General features: G+C 73.0%; 5 protein-coding genes. 1 reads left to right on the top strand and 4 read right to left on the bottom strand.

Annotated features, from left to right (window positions below; genetic code table 11):
* Window positions 1–21 precede the first annotated feature (21 nt).
* Entirely contained in the window at window positions 22–1,902 is a 1,881-nt protein-coding gene (locus IE97_RS0109585; protein ID WP_030234834.1) for an ABC transporter ATP-binding protein, read from the top strand.
* 80 nt (window positions 1,903–1,982) lie between these two features.
* On the opposite strand, the gene hasP is transcribed toward IE97_RS0109585, so the two are convergent.
* From hasP to IE97_RS0109565, 4 genes are all read right to left on the bottom strand, one after another.
* A complete protein-coding gene (gene hasP, locus IE97_RS0109580) occupies window positions 1,983–2,891 on the bottom strand; it encodes a 3-hydroxyasparagine phosphotransferase (RefSeq protein ID WP_030234827.1) in 909 nt (302 codons plus the stop codon).
* Window positions 2,892–2,966: 75 nt separating this feature from the next.
* Window positions 2,967–3,785 carry an alpha/beta fold hydrolase gene (locus IE97_RS0109575; RefSeq protein ID WP_030234825.1) on the bottom strand — a complete coding sequence of 273 codons (819 nt, stop codon included), beginning with the start codon at window positions 3,783–3,785 and terminating at the stop codon, window positions 2,967–2,969.
* Between the two features lie 18 nt (window positions 3,786–3,803).
* Window positions 3,804–10,946 carry a non-ribosomal peptide synthetase gene (locus IE97_RS0109570; protein WP_158708263.1) on the bottom strand — a complete coding sequence of 2,381 codons (7,143 nt, stop codon included), beginning with the start codon at window positions 10,944–10,946 and terminating at the stop codon, window positions 3,804–3,806.
* Window positions 10,946–19,078 (bottom strand): non-ribosomal peptide synthetase (locus IE97_RS0109565; RefSeq protein WP_051704909.1); only part of this gene is annotated, 8,133 nt, incomplete at its 5' end. The genes IE97_RS0109565 and IE97_RS0109570, both read right to left, overlap by 1 nt.

Raw genomic sequence — 19,078 nt, 5'->3', positions numbered from 1 at the left:
TGAAACAGGAGTTGGAGTCCGATGACGAGCACGCAGACCAGGGAGCGGCCGCCCGCTCCGCCCGCCGGGGCGGCGATCTCGCCGAAGCCGGAGTCGCCCGCCCTGCCGGCCCGGAAGGTCGGATTGCGCTCGCTGTTCCCGTATCTCCAGGGCCACTGGCCGACCCTGGGGATCGTGGCGGTGCTCTCCCTGGTCGTGACCCTCCTCACCCTCAGCCAGCCGGTACTGACCCGGGACGTGCTCGCCGACATCGAGGCGGACAAGCCGGTGGGCCGGCTGGTGGCGCTGCTCATCGGCGTCCTCATCGTGGTGGCCGTGCTCAGCGGGGTGCGCGACTACATGCTGCAGCGCGCCGCCGAGGGCCTCGTCCTCACCGCCCGCCGACGCCTGGTGGCCCGGCTGCTCAGGCTGCCCATCACGGAGTACGACCAGCGCCGCACCGGGGACCTGCTCTCCCGCGTCGGCGCCGACACCACGCTGCTGCGCGCGGTGGTCACCTCGGGCCTGTTCGACACCGTGACCAACGTCGTCATGGTCGGCGGCTCCGCGGTCATGATGTGCCTGATCGACCCCACCCTGTTCGCGGCCACCGCCCTCGGCCTCGGCCTGGGCGTCGTCGCGGTCGTCGGGCTCTCCCGCCGGGTGCGCGGGGCGTCCCGGGACGCCCAGGACCGCATCGGTGAGATGACGTCCGCCGTGGAGCGGGCGATCTCCGCCGTCCGCACGATCCGCGCCAGCGGTGCCGAAGAGCGGGAGGCGCGCGCCGTCGACGGGTACGCCAAGGACGCCTATACCGCCGGAATGCGCATCGCCAAGCTCCAGGCGATGATCAACCCGATCACCTCGACCACCATCCAGGTGGCGTTCCTCGTCGTCCTCGGCCTCGGCGGCGCCCGGGTGGCCAGCGGCGCGATCCAGGTCGGTGACATGGTCGCCTTCGTGCTCTTCCTGTTCATGCTCTGGTTCCCGCTCGGCCGCGCGCTGACCGCCTACTCCCGGCTCCAGTCGGGGCTCGGCGCCCTTCAGCGCATCGAGGAGATGGTGGACCTGCCGCAGGAGACCGACACCGCCGGCGGCGCCGACGCCCCCGGCATCCTCCGGACGCCGCCCGGCGGCGCGCTCTCGGTACGCGAACGGACCCGGCCCGAGGCGGACGCCGGCGCGGGACGGCCGCCCGCCATCGAGTTCGACCGGGTCAGCTTCGGCTATTCCGGCGGCGAGAGAGTCCTGCGGGACGTCTCCCTCACGGTTCCCCGAGGCACCCGCACCGCGCTGGTCGGCCCGTCCGGAGCGGGCAAGTCCACCCTGCTGTCGCTGGTGGAGCGGTTCTACGACGTCACCGCGGGCGCCGTGCGGGTCGGCGGGATCGACGTACGCGACCTGCCGCGCCGCGAACTGCGTCACAGCCTCGGCTATGTCGAGCAGTCGGCGCCGGTCCTCGCCGGAACCGTCCGCGACAACCTCTCCCTGGCCTCGCCCGACGCCACCGACGAGGACATGCGGGAGGTGCTGCGCTCGGTCAACCTCGAGGACGTGATCAAGCGTGCGCCGCTCGGCCTCGACACCCAGGTCGGAGAGGGCGGCGTCCTGCTGTCCGGCGGGGAACGCCAACGCCTCGCCCTGGCACGGACGTTCCTGGCCGCGCCGCCGATCATGCTGCTCGACGAGGCGACCAGCAACCTCGACGCCCGCAACGAGGCCCTCATGCGGAACGCGATCAGCACGGTCACCGCCGACCGGACCCTGCTCGTGGTCGCCCACCGGCTCTCCACCGTCGTGGACAGCGACCAGATCGTGGTCCTCGAACACGGCGAGGTCGTCGCCGCGGGCCGGCACGACGAACTGACCGGCAGCAGCCCGCTCTACCGCGAACTCGCCAGCCACCAACTGCTCATCGAGTGACAGGAGCGACACCACCACGAAGGGGCCTCCCGGTCGATGACCGGGAGGCCCCTTCGCCGTGCCCTGCGGGCGCGCCCGCGTCAGGCCGCCGTCGCCAGGCAGCGCCCGACCCGTTCCCGGGTCAGCTCCCAGTCGGCGTCGAGCCGTACCGCGCGCGCCCGAGACGCGTCGTCCGTGAACCGCTGGTGGGCGCGCCGCTCCCGATACAGCAGCAGCGTCAGGTTCAGCAGGAAGGGCGCCAGCCCGTCTCGTACGTCACCGCGCCCGGCCACCTCCACCTCGATCCGCTCCCGGGCACCCGGAACCTTCCACAGGAGCATCCAGAGCTGGGCCAGATCGAGGCCGGGCAGATAGACCGCGCTGCTCGCCCAGTCGATCAGGGCATGTCCGCCGCCGGTGCGGACCACGTTGGCGAGCACCAGGTCGCCATGGCCGAACTCCCGCGGCCGCCCGGACAGTTCGAGGAGCGCGAGCATCTCCGTCCAGCCCTTTTCGTCGAACACGCCCTGGGCGCGCATGCCTTCCAGCATGGGCCGGTAGTCGACCCACCACGCGCGTGACGTGCCGGGGTGCCAGTGCCGCAGACGCTCCACGGCATCGAGCACGCCGGTCAGATCCGCATCGGAGACGGGGTCGGCGGGGAACCGGTCCGGCGCCACCACCTCCCCCGCCAGCCGCTCCATCACGAGCACTGCGCGCTCCTTGTCGGAGCCGAAGCGGCGCGGCACCGGCACCGGCGGGGGCGCCGTGTCGAAGAGGTCGTACGCCTCGATCTCGCGCAGGCACTGCCGGCGCCAGTCGGGCGTACGGACCTTGGCGAGGGCCTCGGTGCCGTCCAGGGAGCCGCCGACCACCAGCGATGTGCGGCTGCGGTAGACGACCTCCGACGGCTCGAACCCGGGGCACACCTCTAGTGCCAGAGCGAGCAGCTCTGCGTCGCCGGCCCGGAGATCCTCGTCGAGCCCGGCCTTCACCGTGCTCCCCTTCATCGCCCCATCCCCTTCCTCCTCTTGATCAACTTGACCCCTCTCATGGCTTCAGCGGCTTCATGTGCTGTGCCTGCTTCATCCGCGCAGGAATTCGACGATGCTCTTGTTCACCGCGTCGGGTGACTCCAGATAGCCGTAGTGCCCGCAGTCGGGCACGACCTCGAACTCGGCACCGGGGATCGCGTCGGCGACCTCCCGGCCCAGGCCCGGCGGGGCGATCAGGTCGTCCTGGAAGGCGATGACCCGGGTGGCGGCCCGGATGCCGCGGTAGGCCTCCCGCCGGTCCGGCATGAGGCCCACCCCGAGCTGTGACCGGTGCCCGGGCCCGGAGAACCGGGTCAGTTCCAGCATGTCGAGCCAGTCGCGTGCCTGCTGGTCCTTGTCGAGCGTGCGGGGCGAGAGGTTCTGCATGGCCTGCACGACCGCCGCGTAGGCGGCGGGCAGCTCCACGCCCCGGTCGTACAGCTCGATCTCCGCGCGGGACAGCGCGTCGCGCAGCACGTCGGGACGGGCCCGGGTGGCCATCAGGACCATACGGCTGACGAGTTCGGGCCGGGCCAGGGCGAGCTCCTGCGCGATGTGCGCCCCCATCGAGATGCCCGCCACCAGGCAGGGGCCCAGGCGCAGTTCCTCGATGAGCGCCGCGGTGTCGGCGACCAGGTCGTCGATGCCGAAGCCGGATGGGCACTCGTCGCTCGGGGCGATGCCGCGGTTGTCGAAGCTGACCACCCGGAACCCGGCGGCCACCAGGGCGGGCACCTGGTGCAGATGCCAGGCCCGGCCGCTGCCGCCCGAGCCCATGACGAGCAGCACGGTGGGCGCGGAGGGGCCGCCGCCGGGCGGCTTGTTGTCGTAGTAGTTGAGCTTGATGTCATTGACGGTGATCACGGGCATGGTGGGAGTCGACCTCGCTCAGTCCAGTCGTTCGGTCAGGGCACGCCCGACGACCGCGAGCGCGGCGTCGGACTGGACGAGCCCGAGGTGGTCGGCGTCGACACCGACCCGCTCGATACGGCCCGTCACGTACGGGCGCCACGATTCGGCGCCGCGGCGCGCCAGCTTCTCGCCGGGCACCCGCTCGGCCGACAGGACCAGCACGTCGCCGTCGAAAGAGCCCGGCGTGTGGCCGCGCATCAGCCCGGCGTTGTTCATGAACACCTTGAGGACCGCCGCCAGTTCGGCCTCGTCCAGTCGGCCCATCGGGTCGCGGGTGGCGTTCAGGAACGCCCGGTAGCGGGCCGCGGGGAAAGCGCCGTCGGCGAGCTCCTCGGTGCCGATGTCGAACCCGGCGTCGCGCAGATTGTGCGCGAACACCTCGGCCAGCGGGGTCTCCTCGCCCTGTGCCGCGCGTCGCGGGTAGGCGTCCAGGAACGCCACCAGCTCCACCTCCTGGCCCCGTGCGCGCAGTTCGCCCGCCATGGCGAAGGCCACGTTGCCGCCGAGCGACCAGCCGAGCAGCCGGTACGGTCCCTGCGGCTGCGCCTCCTGGACCAGATCGGCGTACTCGGCGGCCATCTCCTCCAGCGTGGCGGGCAGCCGCCCGTCGCCGTCGAGGCCCGCGGCCTGGATGCCGTACACCGGGATGTCGGCGGGCAGATGGCGGACGAGACCCGAGTAGCACCAGCTCATGCCGGACCCGGGGTGGACGCAGAACACCGGACGTCGCGAGCCGGACGCGCGCAGCGGCAGGAGGCGCTCCATCGGCTCGTGGTCGCCGCGGGCGGCGAGCCGCGCCGAGAGGTCCGCGACCGACGGCGCGGCGAACAGGTCGCGCACGGCCATCTCCACGCCCAGCTCGCCGCGGGCCCGCTCCACGAGCCGGATCGCCAGGAGCGAGTGGCCCCCCAGGTCGAAGAACCCGTCGTCGGGGCCGACCAGGTCCAGTTCGAGGACCTCGGCGAAGAGCCGGCACAGGGCCTCCTCGCGCGGGGTGCGCGGGGCCCGCCCGTTGGTGGCGCGGTACTCGGGCGCGGGCAGCGCGCGGTGGTCCAGCTTGCCGTTGGCGGTGAGCGGCAGCGCGTCCAGGACGACGAAGGCGGCGGGCACCATGTACTCGGGCAGCAGTTCGCGCAGCCGCCGGCGCAGCGCGGCGGTGTCCACGGCCGTACCGGCGTCCGGCACGACGTAGCCGACCAGGCGGCGGTCGCCCGGCGCGTCCTCGCGGACCAGGACCGCCGCCCGCCGGATCCCCGACTGGCGGGTCACCACCGTCTCGATCTCCGACGGTTCGATGCGCATACCGCGCAGCTTGATCTGTGTGTCGGTACGACCCAGGTACTCCAGGACGCCATCGGCGTTCCAGCGGACGAGGTCGCCGGTGCGGTACATCACGCCGCCCGCCGACCCGTACGGACTCGCCACGAATCGGCTTGAGGTGAGCGACGGCCTGCCGAGGTAGCCGCGGGCGAGCCCGGGACCACGTACGTACAGCTCGCCGGGCACCCCCGGGGGCACCGGCTGGAGCGCTCCGTCCAGGACGTACACGGCGGTGTCGGCGATCGGGCCGCCGATCGGCGGGACGACCGAACCCGTCAGGGGGCCGCTCATGGTCGCGCAGACCGTCGCCTCCGTCGGGCCGTACGAGTTGAGCATCAGACGCCCCGAGGACCAGCGCTCGACCAGCTCCGGCGGGCAGCTCTCGGCGGCGACGACCAGCGTCATGCCGGCGGGCAGCGCCCCCTCGGGGATCAGCTGGAGCACCGCCGGCGGGATCGCCGCGTGCGTGACCGCGTGCCGCACCGCGAGGTCCGCGAGGGCCGGGCCCGGGGTGATGCCGGGCTCGGCGACGACCAGGGTCGACCCGGTCAGCAGCCCCATCGACAGTTCCCAGAACCCGCCGTCGAAGGAGGGGGACAGGTGGTGCAGGACGCGGCTGCCGGGGACGACCCCGCAGTGCGAGGTGAAAATGTCCACCAGGCCCGGCAGCCCCGCGTGCGTCACGGTCACGCCCTTGGGGCGGCCGGTCGTGCCGGACGTGTAGATGACGTAGGCGGGGTGCGACGGCAGGAGCGGCGCGAGCCGGTCGCTGTCGGTCAGGTCGCCCGCCGCCTCGCCGGCCGCCGGCTCCTCGTCCAGCAGGATCCGGGGCACGGCCGTGTCCGGGAGGGCTGCGGCCACGCCGCTCGTGGTGAGGAGCGCCACCGGCGCCGCGTCCTGGAACGTGCCGGCGATCCGCTCGGCCGGATGCCCCGGGTCGAGCGGCAGATAGGCGGCACCGGACTTGGCCACCGCGAGGACGGCGACGGCCAGCTCCGGGGAGCGGGGCAGCGCCAGCGCGACCAGGTGCTCGGGCCCGGCACCCCGCGCGACCAGCAGCCGGGCCAGCCGGTTGGCGCGCGCGTTGAGCTCCCCGTAACTCAGCGACTGGTCACCGCAGACGAGGGCCTCGGCGTCGGGCCGCTGCCGTACGTGCCGCTCGAAGAGGTCCGGCAGCGTGGCCGGAGCCAGGCTCTTGGCCGTGGCGTTCCACTCCTCGACGACCCGGTGCCGCTCCTCGGGACCGAGGACGTCGATCCGGCTCAGCGGCAGGTCGGGGCGGCCGGCCGCCTCGGCGAGCACCCGCACGAACCGGTCGACCAGCGCCTGGGCGGTGCCGCGGTCGAACAGGTCGGTCCGGAAGTCGAGCACGCCCGCGATCCCGGCGGGGGCGTTGTCCGCGGCCCGGCGCTCCGACACCGAGAACCCGAGGTCGACCTTGGCGGCGGTCGCAGCCGCACCGCCCACGCCGGAGACGACCAGACCGCCCGGCAGCGACGGGCCGCCCTGGGCGGCGGCCTCCCCGCCCGCCCGCTGCGGGCCCGCGCTCTGCAGCGCGAGTACCACCTGGAACAGGGGGTGGTGGGAGAGCGAGCGGGTGGGGTTGAGGGCTTCGACGAGCCGCTCGAACGGGAGCTCCTGGTGGGCGTAGGCGGCCAGGTCGCTGTCCCGGACGCGGCCCAGGAGCTGCCGGAAGGTGGGGTTGCCGCTGGTGTCGGTGCGCAGGACGAGGGTGTTGACGAAGAAGCCGATGAGGTCGTCGGTGGCGTCGTCGGTGCGTCCGGCGATGGGGGTGCCGATGGGAATGTCCTCGCCCGCGCCGTGCCGGGCGAGCAGCGTGGCGAGCGCGGCCTGCAGGACCATGTAGAGGGTCGTGTCGGTGGCGCGCGCCAGCTCGGTGAGCCGGGCGTGCAGCTGCGCGGGGACGGCGAAGGACACCCGGTCGCCGGTGTGGTCGGCGGTGGCGGGGCGGGGCCGGTCGGCGGGCAGGTCGAGCTGCTCCGGAAGACCGGCCAACCGCTCCTTCCAGTACGTGAGTTGCCGGCCGGCGATGCTGTCGGCGTCGGAGTCGTCGCCGAGGACCTCCTGCTGCCACAGGGCGTAGTCGGCGTACTGGACCGGCAGCGGCTTCCACGCGGGCGCCCGGCCCGCGCACCGGGCCGTGTACGCGCTCGTCAGGTCGTGCGCGAGCGGGGCACGGGACCAGGCGTCACTGGCGATGTGGTGGATGAGCAGCAGCAGGACGTGCTCCTGCGCGGAGAGCCGGAGCAGACGGGCGCGCACGGGTATCTCGGCACTCAGGTCGAAGCAGTGACGGGCCGCCAGCGCGAGATCGGCCTCGTACTCGGCTTCGGTGGTGTCGGCCGTCTCGAAGCAGAGCCGGACCTCCTCGGGGCCCAGCACCACCTGCCGGGGCCCGTGCTCGTCCTCGGTGAACGTCGTCCGCAGGCTCTCGTGACGGGCGATCACGTCGAGCAGCGCCCGGCGCAGGGCCTCCTGGTCCAGAGGCCCGGTGAGGCGAAGTGCCGTCGGGATGTTGTACGTGGGGCTGGGACCCTCGAGCCGGTGGAGGAACCACAGGCGTCGCTGGGCGTAGGACAGGGGGATGCGCTCGGGCCGGGGCCGCGCCGTGAGGGCGGTGCGCGCCCGGCCGGCCCGGTCGAGTACCCCCGCGAGTGCGGCGATCGTCGGCGTCTCGAAGAACTGCCGGATGGAGAGCTCGGCGCCCAGCGTCGTACGGATGCGGCTGACGAGACGGGTGGCGAGCAGGGAGTGCCCGCCCAGCTCGAAGAAGTTGTCGTCGATCGTGACCTGCGGCAGCGAGAGGACCTCCGCGTAGAGGCCGCAGAGGATCTCCTCACGCGGGGTGCGGGGCGCCCGCCCCGAGACCCGGCCGGTATAGGTGGGGGCGGGCAGCGCCTCGCGGTCCAGCTTGCCGTTCGGGCTGAGCGGCAGGGCGTCCAGGGTGACGAACGCCGACGGCATCATGAAGTCGGGGAGTTCGCGGCCCAGCGCGGTGTACGCCGCCGCCTCGTCCCACACGCCGCGGTCCGCCACGACGTACGCGACGAGGCGCTGGTCGCCGGGCTGGTCCTCGCGGAGCACGATCGCGGCCTGGGCGGCGCCCGGCAGGGCCGCGACGGCGGCCTCGATCTCGCCGAGTTCGATGCGGTACCCGCGCAGCTTGATCTGGCGGTCCGCGCGGCCGACGAACGTCAGCTCGCCCGAGTCGTTCCAGCGGGCGACATCGCCCGTGCGGTACATACGGCTGCCCGCCGCGCCGAACGGGTCGGCGGTGAACCGCTCGGCGGTCAGCCGACTGCGGCCCAGATACCCGCGTGCCAGCTGAACACCCGCCAGATACACCTCGCCGTCCAGGCCGGGGGCGACCGGCCGCAGCGCCGAGTCGAGGACGTACAGCCGCACCCCCTCGTGCGGGGTGCCGATCGGCACCGGCCCCGGCGGCAGCGCGGTGTCCGGTCTGATCCAGTGTTCCAGGCAGTGGCCCGTGGCCTCGGTCGGACCGTAGACGTTCACCACGGTCACCTCCGGCATGTTCTCGCGCCACGGCGCGAGGACCTCGCCGCGCAGTTCCTCGCCGCCCAGCGTGAGGATTCCGGAGGGCGAGACGGTCTCGGGCATCGTCGCGAGCAGAGCCAGGTGCGACGGGGTGCCCTTCATGAACGTCGCCCGGCGGAACCCGGGTTCGTCCACGGCCGTCTCGGCGAGATCCCGCAGATCCGTCACGCGCACACAGCCGCCGCTGATCAGCGGGGCGTGCAGGGAGCCGACGCTCTGGTCGAACGACGCCGAGGCCTGCATCACGGACAGCCCCGAGATGTCCGGCGCCTGCGAGGAACGGCAGTGTCTGACGAACGCCGACAGCGCCTGGTGCTCGATGACGACGCCCTTGGGGCGGCCCGTCGAGCCCGACGTGTAGATGATGTACGCCGGGTGGCGCGGCAGCAGCGGGCCGCTGCGGTCCGCGTCGACGAGGTTGATCCCGGAGTGCTGGCGCAGCGACCTCCCCGTCTGCGGGTCGTCCATGACGAACGTCAGCGGGCCGCAGCACTCCTCCCGCACCTGGGCGTCCACGTCGGACGTGGTGAGGACCAGCGCGGGGTCGGAGTCCTCGATCATGTGCCGGATGCGGTCGGCCGGGTACTCCGGGTCGATCGGCACATACATGCCGCCCGCCTTGAGCACCGCGAGCATGCCGACCACGAGCTCGGTGCGGCGCGGCACCGCGATCGCCACGGGGCGCTCGGGGCCGACGCCCAGCTCGACCAGGCGGCGCGCCAGACGGTTGGCGGACGCGTTGAGTTCGGCGTAGGAGTAAGTCGCGTCGGGGGCGATCAGCGCCGTCTTGCCGGGGGTGCGCGCCACCTGCTCCTCGAACAGGTCCGTGAACCGCTCGGCGGGCCGCACGTCGTCCGAGCCGCTCCACTTCTCCAGGACGGTGCTGCGCACCTCCGGGTCCAGGAGCGCGACCGCGCCCACCGCGGTCCCCGGGCTGTCCAGGATCGTCCTGAGCGCCCGGCGGAACGCGGCGATCACCGACCTGACCTGCTCGGCGTCGAAGACCTGCGGAAGATAGCCCAGCGAGAACCGCAGGGTCTCGCGCGGCAGGGCGAGCAGGCCCAGCGGATAGTGCATCTGGTCCCGCGAATGGACCTTCAGGACCGTGGGGAGGTCCGCGTCGGGCCCGGCGCCGGGGGGACGGCCGCGGCTGGAGTTCAGCGGATAGTTCTCGAACACCATGGCCGTGTCGAAGAGTTCACCCGAGCCCGCCCAGCGCTGGATGTCCGCGAGCGATACCCACTGGTGGTCGATCAGCCGCGCCTGCTCGCTCTGCACCCGGCGCATGAAGTCCGTCAGCGACTCCGCGGGCCGCAGCCGGACCCGCAACGGCAGGGTGTTCATGAACAGACCGACCATCGTGTCGACGCCGGTCAGCTCCGGCGGGCGGCCACTGACCGTCACACCGAACACCACGTCGTCACGGCCCGTCAGATGGGACAGGACCAGGGCCCAGGCCCCCTGGATCACGGTGTTGACGGTCAGCCCGTTCGACCTGGCGAACCGGGTCAGCGCGGCGCTCGCCGCCTCGTCCTCGACGAAGTCGATCCGCTCCGGCGCCGCGGTGAGCGCCCCCCGGTCCGGCGCCACGATGCTCGGCGTGTCGAACCCGGCGAACGCCTCCGTCCAGGCTTCCTGCGCCGCGTCCCGGCCGCGGGCGCCGAGCCAGTTGAGGTAGTCGCGGTACGGACGCACCCGGGGCAGCGCCGTCACGTCCCCGTGGACCGTGTACAGCGTCAGCAGCTCGCGCAGCAGCACCGGCATGGACCAGCCGTCGAGCAGGATGTGGTGGTTGGTCATCACCACGCGGTAGCGGCTCGCGCCGAGCCGGATCAGGGTGAAGCGGATCAGGGGCGGCCGGCCCAGGTCGAACCGGGTCCAGCGGTCCTGCGCGGCGATCCGCTCGGCCGCCTCCTCCCGCTCGGCCTCCGCCACGCCCCGCAGGTCCTCCTCGCGCCAGGGCAGCTCGACCCTGCGGGGGATGAGCTGCACCGGGCGCTTCAGCCCCTCGTGGCGGAAGGCGGCGCGCAGATTCGCGTGCCGCTCCAGGAGCGCCTCGCCGGCCCGGCGCAGCCGGGCCGGGTCGACGTTGCCGTCGAGCTCGATGAAGACCTGGACGTTGTAGGCGTCCAGCTCCTCGTCGTCGAAGAGGTTGTGGAACAGCATCCCCTCCTGCAGCGGGGACAGCGGCAGGATGTCTTCCAAGCCGGACTTGGCCATCAGAGGGAACCCCATTCGCTTTCGAGTCGTGTGATGTCGTCCTCGCTGAGCGAGGTGAGGGAGACGTCCGAGGGGGTGAGACCGCTCGCCTCGGGCCGGCCCGCGTGCTCGACCAGCGCCTTCAGGGCCCTGAACCAGCTTTCGCCCAGGCGCCGTACCTCGTCCTCGGAGAGCACGGCGCTCGCGTACGTCCAGACGCTGTGCAGCCTCGGCCCCTGCTCCGTGTCGTGGGCACCCGCGACGAGCTCGACCGGATGCGCGAGCACGGTGTCCGGATGCTGGCCCGCGACGCCCCGGCCGAGCACGCTGAACGGCTCGGGCTCCGAGGCGCCGGCCGTGCCGCGCCCGCCCGTGTACCGCCCCAGGTAGTTGAACCCGTATGCGGGCGCCGGGAGTCCGGCGAACCGGTCCCGGGTGCTGGGGTTGAGGTAGCGGAGCAGGCCGTAGCCGAGCCCGTCGCCCGGCACCGCGCGCAGCTGTTCCTTCACCCGCTTCAGGGCACGCCCCGCCGCGGCCCCGCCGTCCCACACGCCGGCCCAGTCGCTGACCCCCGGGCTCAGCAGGACCGGGTGCATCGCCGTGAACCAGCCGGTGGTGCGGGTGAGATCGGCACCGGGAGCGAGGTGCTCGTGGCGGCCGTGGCTCTCCAGGTCCACCGTGACGGGCGTCTCGGCGCTGCGGCCCCGGCCGCGCCGCCAGTCGGCGACCGCCAGGCCGAACGCGGTGAGCAGCAGGTCGTTGATCTCCGCGCGGAACACCCCCGGGACCCAGGTGAGGAGGGCGTCGGTGGTGTCCGCGTCGAGGTCGAGGACGACCTGCCCGGACCGGGCGTGGGTGTCGCGCGCGGGGTCGAGGGACAGTTCGGCGGCGGGGCGGACCGCGTCCAGCCAGTGGTCCGTCTCGGCCTCGGTGGCGGGACGGGCGGCGAGGTCCTGGAGCGTAGCGGCCCACTGGCGCCAGGTGGTTCCGGCCGGGCTGAGCGGGCGGCCCTCGTAGGCGGCGGCCAGGTCGGGCACGAGCAGGCGCCAGCTGACGGCGTCCACCGCCAGGTGGTGGGCGACCAGGACCAGCAGGCCGTGCCGCTCCGGCCCGCGGTCGATCCGGCAGGCCCGCAGCACCCGGCCCTCGGCCGGGTCGAGCAGGTCGCGTGCGGCCGCGGCCGACGCGGCGACGGTGGCGTGCAGTTCGGTGTCGTCGAGGTCGGATGCGCCGTGGTGCGTGAGGAGACCGGCGGCGTCCACGGACCCCGGTTCGAGGATGGACATGGTCCAGTCGTCGGCGACCCGCAGGCGCAGCGTGTCGTGCCGGTCGACGACGGCCTGCAGGGCCGCCACCAGCCGTTCCTCGTCGAGGTCCGCGGGAACGGACACCACCACGGACTGGTTGAACGGCGCGACGGGGCCGCCCAGTTCGGCGAACCACCGCATGATCGGGGTGGCCGGCACCGGCCCGCTCGCCCCCTGTTCCTCGGCGTTCGCGGGACCCGTCTCGGGCTCCGCCTCGCCCAGCGCCTCGGCGATGTGGGCGACGCTCTGGTGCTCGAAGACATCCCGCACGGACAGGGTGAGGCCCTGCGCACGGGCCCGGCTGACGAGCTGGATGGACAGGATGCTGTCGCCGCCGAGGTCGAAGAAGCCGTCGTCGACGCCGACCGACTCCAGCCCCAGCGCGTCGGCGAACAGCTCGCACAGCAGCTCCTCACGCGGCGTGCTCGGCGCCCGGCCCGTACTGATCGTCGCGTAGTCCGGCGCGGGCAGCCGCCCCCGGTCCAGCTTGCCGTTGGCCGTCAGCGGCAGCTCGTCCAGGCGGACGAACGCCGACGGCACCATGTAGTCGGGCAGCGAGTCCTGCAGATGCCCCCGCAGCTCCGCGTCCGTCGGCACCGGGCCGGCCCCCGCCACCAGGTACGCGACCAGACGCCGGTCGCCCGGCCGGTCCTCGCGTACGACCGCCACCGCCTCCGGCACCCCGGGGTGCCGCGACAGGGCGGACTCGACCTCGCCCAGCTCCACCCGGAAGCCCCGGATCTTCACCTGGTCGTCGACCCGGCTGATGAACTCCAGGTCGCCGCGGCGGTTCCAGCGCACGATGTCACCGGTGCGGTACATCCGCTCGCCCGGCCCCTCGAAGGGGTTGGCGACGAACCGGGAGGCGCTCTGCCCGGGCCGGTTGAGATACCCACGCGCCAACTGCACACCGGACACGTACAACTCGCCCGGCACACCGGCCGGAACGGGCTGCAGATACGGGTCGAGGACCAGCATCCGGGTGTTGGGGAACGGGCGGCCGATGGTCAGCACACCGTCCGCGAGGTCGTCCGGGGAATCGACGCGCCAGGTGGTGCAGCCGACGATGGTCTCGGTCGGGCCGTACTCGTTGAGCACGGTGGCCCCCGGGTGCGCCGCGAGCAGCGTCCGCACCGCGCGACCGGTCAGCGACTCGCCGCCGAGGACCAGCTCCCCGCGCGGCACACAGACCGCGGGCAACTCGGTGATCAGGGGCAGATGGCTCGGCGTCGCCTTCAGGAACGTCATCTGCGGCAGGTCGGCGGGCACGTCACCGGCCAGGGACCGCTCGTGCAGCTCCTCCAGGTCGGCGAGGTGCACGCAGCCGCCGTTCAGCAGCGGCGCGAACAGGCCCGTGACCGTCAGGTCGAAGGACAGCGGCGAGTGCAGCAGGGCGTTGCCCGCCACCCCCGGATACAAGTCCGCTGACACCGCCAGGTAGTTGACCACCGGCTGGTGCTCGACCAGCACCCCCTTGGGGCGGCCCGTCGAGCCCGACGTGTAGATGATGTAGGCCGCGTTCCACGGGGACAGCGGCTGCGTCCGGTCCTCGTCCGTCAGGTCGTGCGCGGGCTGCCCGGCGAGCCGCCCGGTCACGTCCGGGCTGTCGAGGACCAGCCGGGCCAGCTCGGCGGGGAAGGCCTCGTCGGGGACCGACAAGGTGGTCAGCGCGCAGATCGGGTCCGCGTCCTCGATCATCGTCGCGATCCGCTCCCGCGGACTGCTCGGGTCGACCGGCAGATACGCGGCACCGGTCTTCAGCACCGCGAGGACCGCCACCCCCAGCTCCACCGACGGCGGCAACGAGATCGCCACCACCTGCTCGGGACCCGCCCCGCACTCCGCGAGGAGATGGGCGAGCCGGTTGGCGCGGAAGTTGAGTTCGCCGTACGACAGCGTCGTCCCATCCGCGGCGAACGCGGGCCGCCGAGGCGTCCTCGCCACCTGCTCCTCGAACAGTTCGGGCAGCGTCGCCTGCCGCTGCGGGCGCGCGGTGTCGTTCCACCCCACCAGCAACTCATGACGCTCGGCCGGGTCCAGCAGACCGATCCCGCCGATCGGCCGGTCCGGGTCCGCCGTGACCGAGCCGAGCACGCCGAGCAGCCGCGAGATGATCGACTCGGCGGTCTCCCGGTCGAACAGCTCCGTGCGGTACTCCAGCGAACCCCGCATGCCCGTCGGCGCACCGGACTCGTCGTGCCCCTCGCCGAGGGTGAGCGACAGATCGAACTTCGCCACCCCGGTGGCGGCCGCCATCCGGGTCGCGTTCAGCAGCGTGCCGCCCCCGGCGACAGCCGCCCGCTCCTCGTCGCGCACCGCCCCCGCCGTGTTGTTGAACGTGATCATCACCTGGTACAGCGGGTGATGGGCGAGGGAACGGGTGGGGTTGATCGCCTCCACCAGCCGCTCGAACGGCACCTCCTGGTGGGCGTACGCGGCGAGATCGCTCTCCCGCACCCGGCCAAGGAGATCGCGGAAGGTGGGGTTGCCGCTGGTGTCGGTGCGCAGCACCAGCGTGTTGACGAAGAACCCGACGAGGTCCTCGGTGGCGTCGTCGGTACGCCCCGCGACCGCCGTACCGATCGGAATGTCCTCGCCCGCACCCAGCCGCGTCAGAAGCGCGGCGAACGCCGCCTGGGTCACCATGAACAGGCTGGTGTGCGTGGCGCGGGCCAGATCCGTCAGCCGCGCGTGCAGCGCCGCGGGGACGGTGAAGGGGATGCGGTCGCCGGTGTAGCCGGCGGTCGCCGGCCGGGGCCGGTCCGTGGGCAGTTCGAGCTGCTCGGGCAGCCCGGCCAGGGCCTCCTTCCAGTAGGCGAGCTGCCGCCCCGCCACACTCCGCGGATCGGACTCGTCGCCCAGCACGTCGTGCTGCCACAGGGCGTAGTCGGCGTACTGGACCGGCAGCGGCTCCCAGCCCGGCGCCTCGCCCGCGCAGCGCGCCGCGTACGCGGTGACGAGGTCGCGGGCGAGCGGGGCCATCGACCATCCGTCGCTGGCGATGTGGTGGATCAGCAGCAGCAACACGTGCTCGGTGTCGGAGATCCTGAACAGCCGTGCCAGGAACGGGATGCCGGCCGTCAGGTCGAAGACGTGCCGGGCCGCCCGCGCCACCCGCTCCTCGACGTCCTCCTCGGAGGCGTCGACGACGTCGAGGCGGTGGCCCACCCGGTCGGCGGGCAGCACGATCTGGCGCGAGCCCTCCGGGTCCTCGGCGAAGACGGTCCGCAGACTCTCGTGCCGCTCCAGCACGTCACCGATCGCCCGGTCGAGCGCGGTGCGGTCCACCGGGCCGGTCAGCCGCAGCGCCGTGGGCACGTTGTACGTCGCCGAGGGACCCTCGAACTGGTAGAGGAACCAAAGCCGTTGCTGGGCCGGCGAGAGCGGGACGCGCTCCGGACGCGGCCGGGCCACGAGCGGCGCCCGCGCACCCGCCGCCCGGTCGAGGACCCCGGACAGCCCGGCGATCGTGGGCGTCTCGAAGAACTGCCGCACGGACAGCTCGACCCCCAGCGCCGTGCGGATACGGCTGACCAGCCGGCTCGCGAGCAGCGAGTGCCCGCCCAGGTCGAAGAAGCTGTCGTCGATCCCGATCCGCGCGGCACCCAGCACCTCGGCGAACAGCGTGCAGAGGATCTCCTCACGGGGGCCGCGCGGGGCCCGGCCCGCCGACTCGGCGGCGTAGTCCGGCGCGGGCAGCGCCTTGCGGTCCAGCTTCTTGTTCGGTGTCAACGGCAGCGCGTCGAGCGTGAGGAAAGCCGTGGGCACCATGAACTCCGGCAGCCGCTGCCGCAGATGGTCCCGCAGCGCGCCCGTGCCCGGTGCCGCGTCCACCGCGACGACGTACGCCACCAGACGCTGGTCGCCCGGCCGGTCCTCGCGCACCGCCACGGCCGCCTCCGCGACCGCCGGATGGCGTACCAGCTCCGCCTCGATCTCACCGAGCTCGATGCGGAAACCACGCAGCTTGACCTGCTGGTCGACCCGGCTCAGATAGCGCAGCGCACCGTCGCGACGACGGACCACGAGGTCGCCCGTACGGTACATCCGGGCACCGGACGGGCCGTACGGATCGGCGCAGAAGCGCTCCGACGTCAGCCCCGGACGCAGGTGATAGCCCTCCGCCAGCTGCTCGCCGGACAGGTACAGCTCACCCGGCACCCCCACGGGGACCGGACGCAGCGACGCATCCAGTACGTACGCCGACGTGTTGGCGACGGGCCGGCCGATGACGGGACCGGCCTCGGCCACGTCGGCGGCCGTGGCCCAGATCGTCACCTCCGTCGGGCCGTACAGATTGGTCACGGAACGGGCCTGGGCGGTGAGCGCCCGTGCCAGCTCGGTGGGCAGCGCCTCGCCGCCCACCAGGACGTGGACACCGGCCAGTTCACCCGTCGCCGCGGCGGCGACGCCCTGCCACAGGCTCGGCGTCGCCTGCACCATGGTGATCCGCGCCGCCGAGACGGTCCGCAGCAGCGCGTGCGGATCCTTCGCCGTCTCCTCGTCGGCGAGCACCAGCACCGCTCCGTGCAGCAGCGGAAGGAAGAGCTCCAGGCCCGCGATGTCGAAGCCGACCGTGGTGACCGCGAGGAGCCGGTCGTCGGCGCCCGGCGCGAACCGCCGGCCCATGGCCGCGAGGAAGTTGCCCAGCGCCCTGCGCGGCACGACCACGCCCTTGGGACGTCCGGTCGACCCCGAGGTGTAGATCGTGTACGCCGGATGCACGGGAGAGAGCGGCGCCCGCAGCTCCGCGTCACCGAGGTCCGTGGCCGCGTACCCGGTCAGTTTCTCCTCCCTGACCGGCTCGGTCAGGGTGAGGGCCGGCGCGGCGTCGTCGAGCATGTGGCCGACGCGGTCGGCCGGGTAACCGGGGTCGATCGGCAGATAGGCCGCGCCGGACTTGAGGACCGCGAGCAGCGTGACGACCAGGTCGAGCGAGCGCGGCATCGCGACGGCCACGAACCGGCCCGGCGCCGCGCCCTGGGCGACCAGGTACCTGGCCAGCCGGTTGGCGCGCGCGTTGAGCTCCGCGTACGACAGCCACCCGTCCGCGAACTCGACGGCCGTCGCGTCCGGCGACCGGAGCACCTGCCGCTCGAAGAGACGCGTCACCGACTCGGCGGGCACCTCGGCGGCGGTGTCGTTCCACTCCTGAAGCACCAGCCGCCGTTCGGCCGCGTCCATGATCTCCAACTGCCCCAGGGGCCGGTTGGGATGGGCCACGGCCGCGGCCAGCAGCCGGACCAGGCGGTCGGCGATGTCCTGGACGGTGGCACGGTCGAAGAGGTCCGTGCTGTACGTGACGCTGCCGCTCATGCCCTCGCAGACATGGCCGTCCCCGAACCGCTCGGCCAGCGCGAACGACAGGTCGAAACGGGCCGACACCGACTCCGACGCCATGACCTCGGCCGACAGACCGGCGAACTCCTCCGCCTCCGTCCCCTGCGTGTTGTGCAGGGTGAGCATCGTCTGGAACAGGGGGTGGTGGGCGAGGGAGCGGGTCGGGTTGAGCGCCTCGACGAGCCGCTCGAAGGGCAGGTCCTGGTGGGCGTAGGCGGCCAGGTCGGTGTCGCGCACACGGCCCAGGAGCTGCTGGAAGGTGGGGTTGCCGCTGGTGTCCGTGCGCAGCACCAGCGTGTTGATGAAGAAGCCGACGAGGTCGTCGGTGGCGTCGTCGGTGCGTCCGGCGACGGGAGAGCCCAGCGGGATGTCCTCGCCCGCGCCGAGCCGGGTGAGGAGAGCCGCGAGGGCAGCCTGTATCACCATGAACGTGGTGGTGTTGCTGGACCGGGCCAGTTCCGTCAGCCGCCCGTGCAGCTCCGCCGGCACAGTGAACGGGATGCGGTCGCCCGAGTAGCCCGCGGTGGCGGGGCGGGGCCGGTCGGTGGGCAGGTCGAGCTGCTCGGGAAGCCCGGCCAACTGCTCTTTCCAGTAGGCGAGCTGCTTGCCCGCGATGCTCTCCGGGTCGCTGTCGTCGCCGAGGACCTCCTGCTGCCACAGGGCGTAGTCGGCGTACTGCACCGGCAGCGGCTTCCAGCCGGGCGCGTCGCCCGCGCACCGCGCCGCGTACGCACCCGTCAGGTCCCGAGCCAGAGGCGTGCGGGACCAGGCGTCGCTGGCGATGTGGTGGATGAGCAGCAGCAGCACGTGCTCGGACTCGGAGACCCTGAACAGCTTTACGCGGATGGGGATCTCGGCCGTCAGGTCGAAGGCGTGCCCGCTCGCCTCGGCCAGCCGGTCACCGACCTCCTCCTCGGCCACGTCGACGACCGCGAACGGCACCTCGGCCCGCTCGACCGGCAACACGATCTGCCGCGGCCCGAGGTCGCCCTCCGCCTCCTCGGCGAAGACGGTCCGCAGGCTTTCGTGGCGGGCGACGAGGTCGCGCAGGGCGTGGTGCAGGGCGTCCTGGTCGAGGGTGCCGGTCAGGCGGAGGGCGGTGGGGATGTTGTAGGTAGGGGTGGGTCCTTCGAGCTGGTGGAGGAACCACAGGCGCTGCTGGGCGTAGGAGAGGGGGACGCGTGCGGGCCGGGGGCGCGCGGTCAGGGCCGTACGGACCGCGCCGGACGCGTCGAGGGCGGAGGAGAGTCCGGCGATGGTGGGCGTCTCGAAGAGCTGCCGGATGGACAGCTCCATGCCCAGGGTGGTGCGGACGCGGCTGACGAGGCGGGTGGCGAGCAGGGAGTGCCCGCCCAGCTCGAAGAAGCTGTCGTCGATCCCGACATCGCTCACCGCGAGGATCTCCGAGTAGAGGGCGCAGAGGATTTCCTCGCGGGGGTTGCGTGGGGCCCGGCCTGCTGATTTTGCGGTGTAGTCGGGGGCGGGGAGGGCTTTGCGGTCGAGTTT

This window comes from Streptomyces sp. NRRL S-455 (assembly GCF_000717875.1).
GTDB lineage: Bacteria > Actinomycetota > Actinomycetes > Streptomycetales > Streptomycetaceae > Streptomyces.
This window is presented reverse-complemented; position numbering and strand designations above follow the sequence as displayed.

Coding starts and splice junctions, on each gene's coding strand:
- IE97_RS0109585 (WP_030234834.1), top strand. CDS start 22: ATGACGAGCACGCAGACCAGGGAGCGGCCGCCCGCTCCGCCCGCCGGG.
- hasP (WP_030234827.1), bottom strand. CDS start 2,891: ATGAAGGGGAGCACGGTGAAGGCCGGGCTCGACGAGGATCTCCGGGCC.
- IE97_RS0109575 (WP_030234825.1), bottom strand. CDS start 3,785: ATGCCCGTGATCACCGTCAATGACATCAAGCTCAACTACTACGACAAC.
- IE97_RS0109570 (WP_158708263.1), bottom strand. CDS start 10,946: ATGGCCAAGTCCGGCTTGGAAGACATCCTGCCGCTGTCCCCGCTGCAG.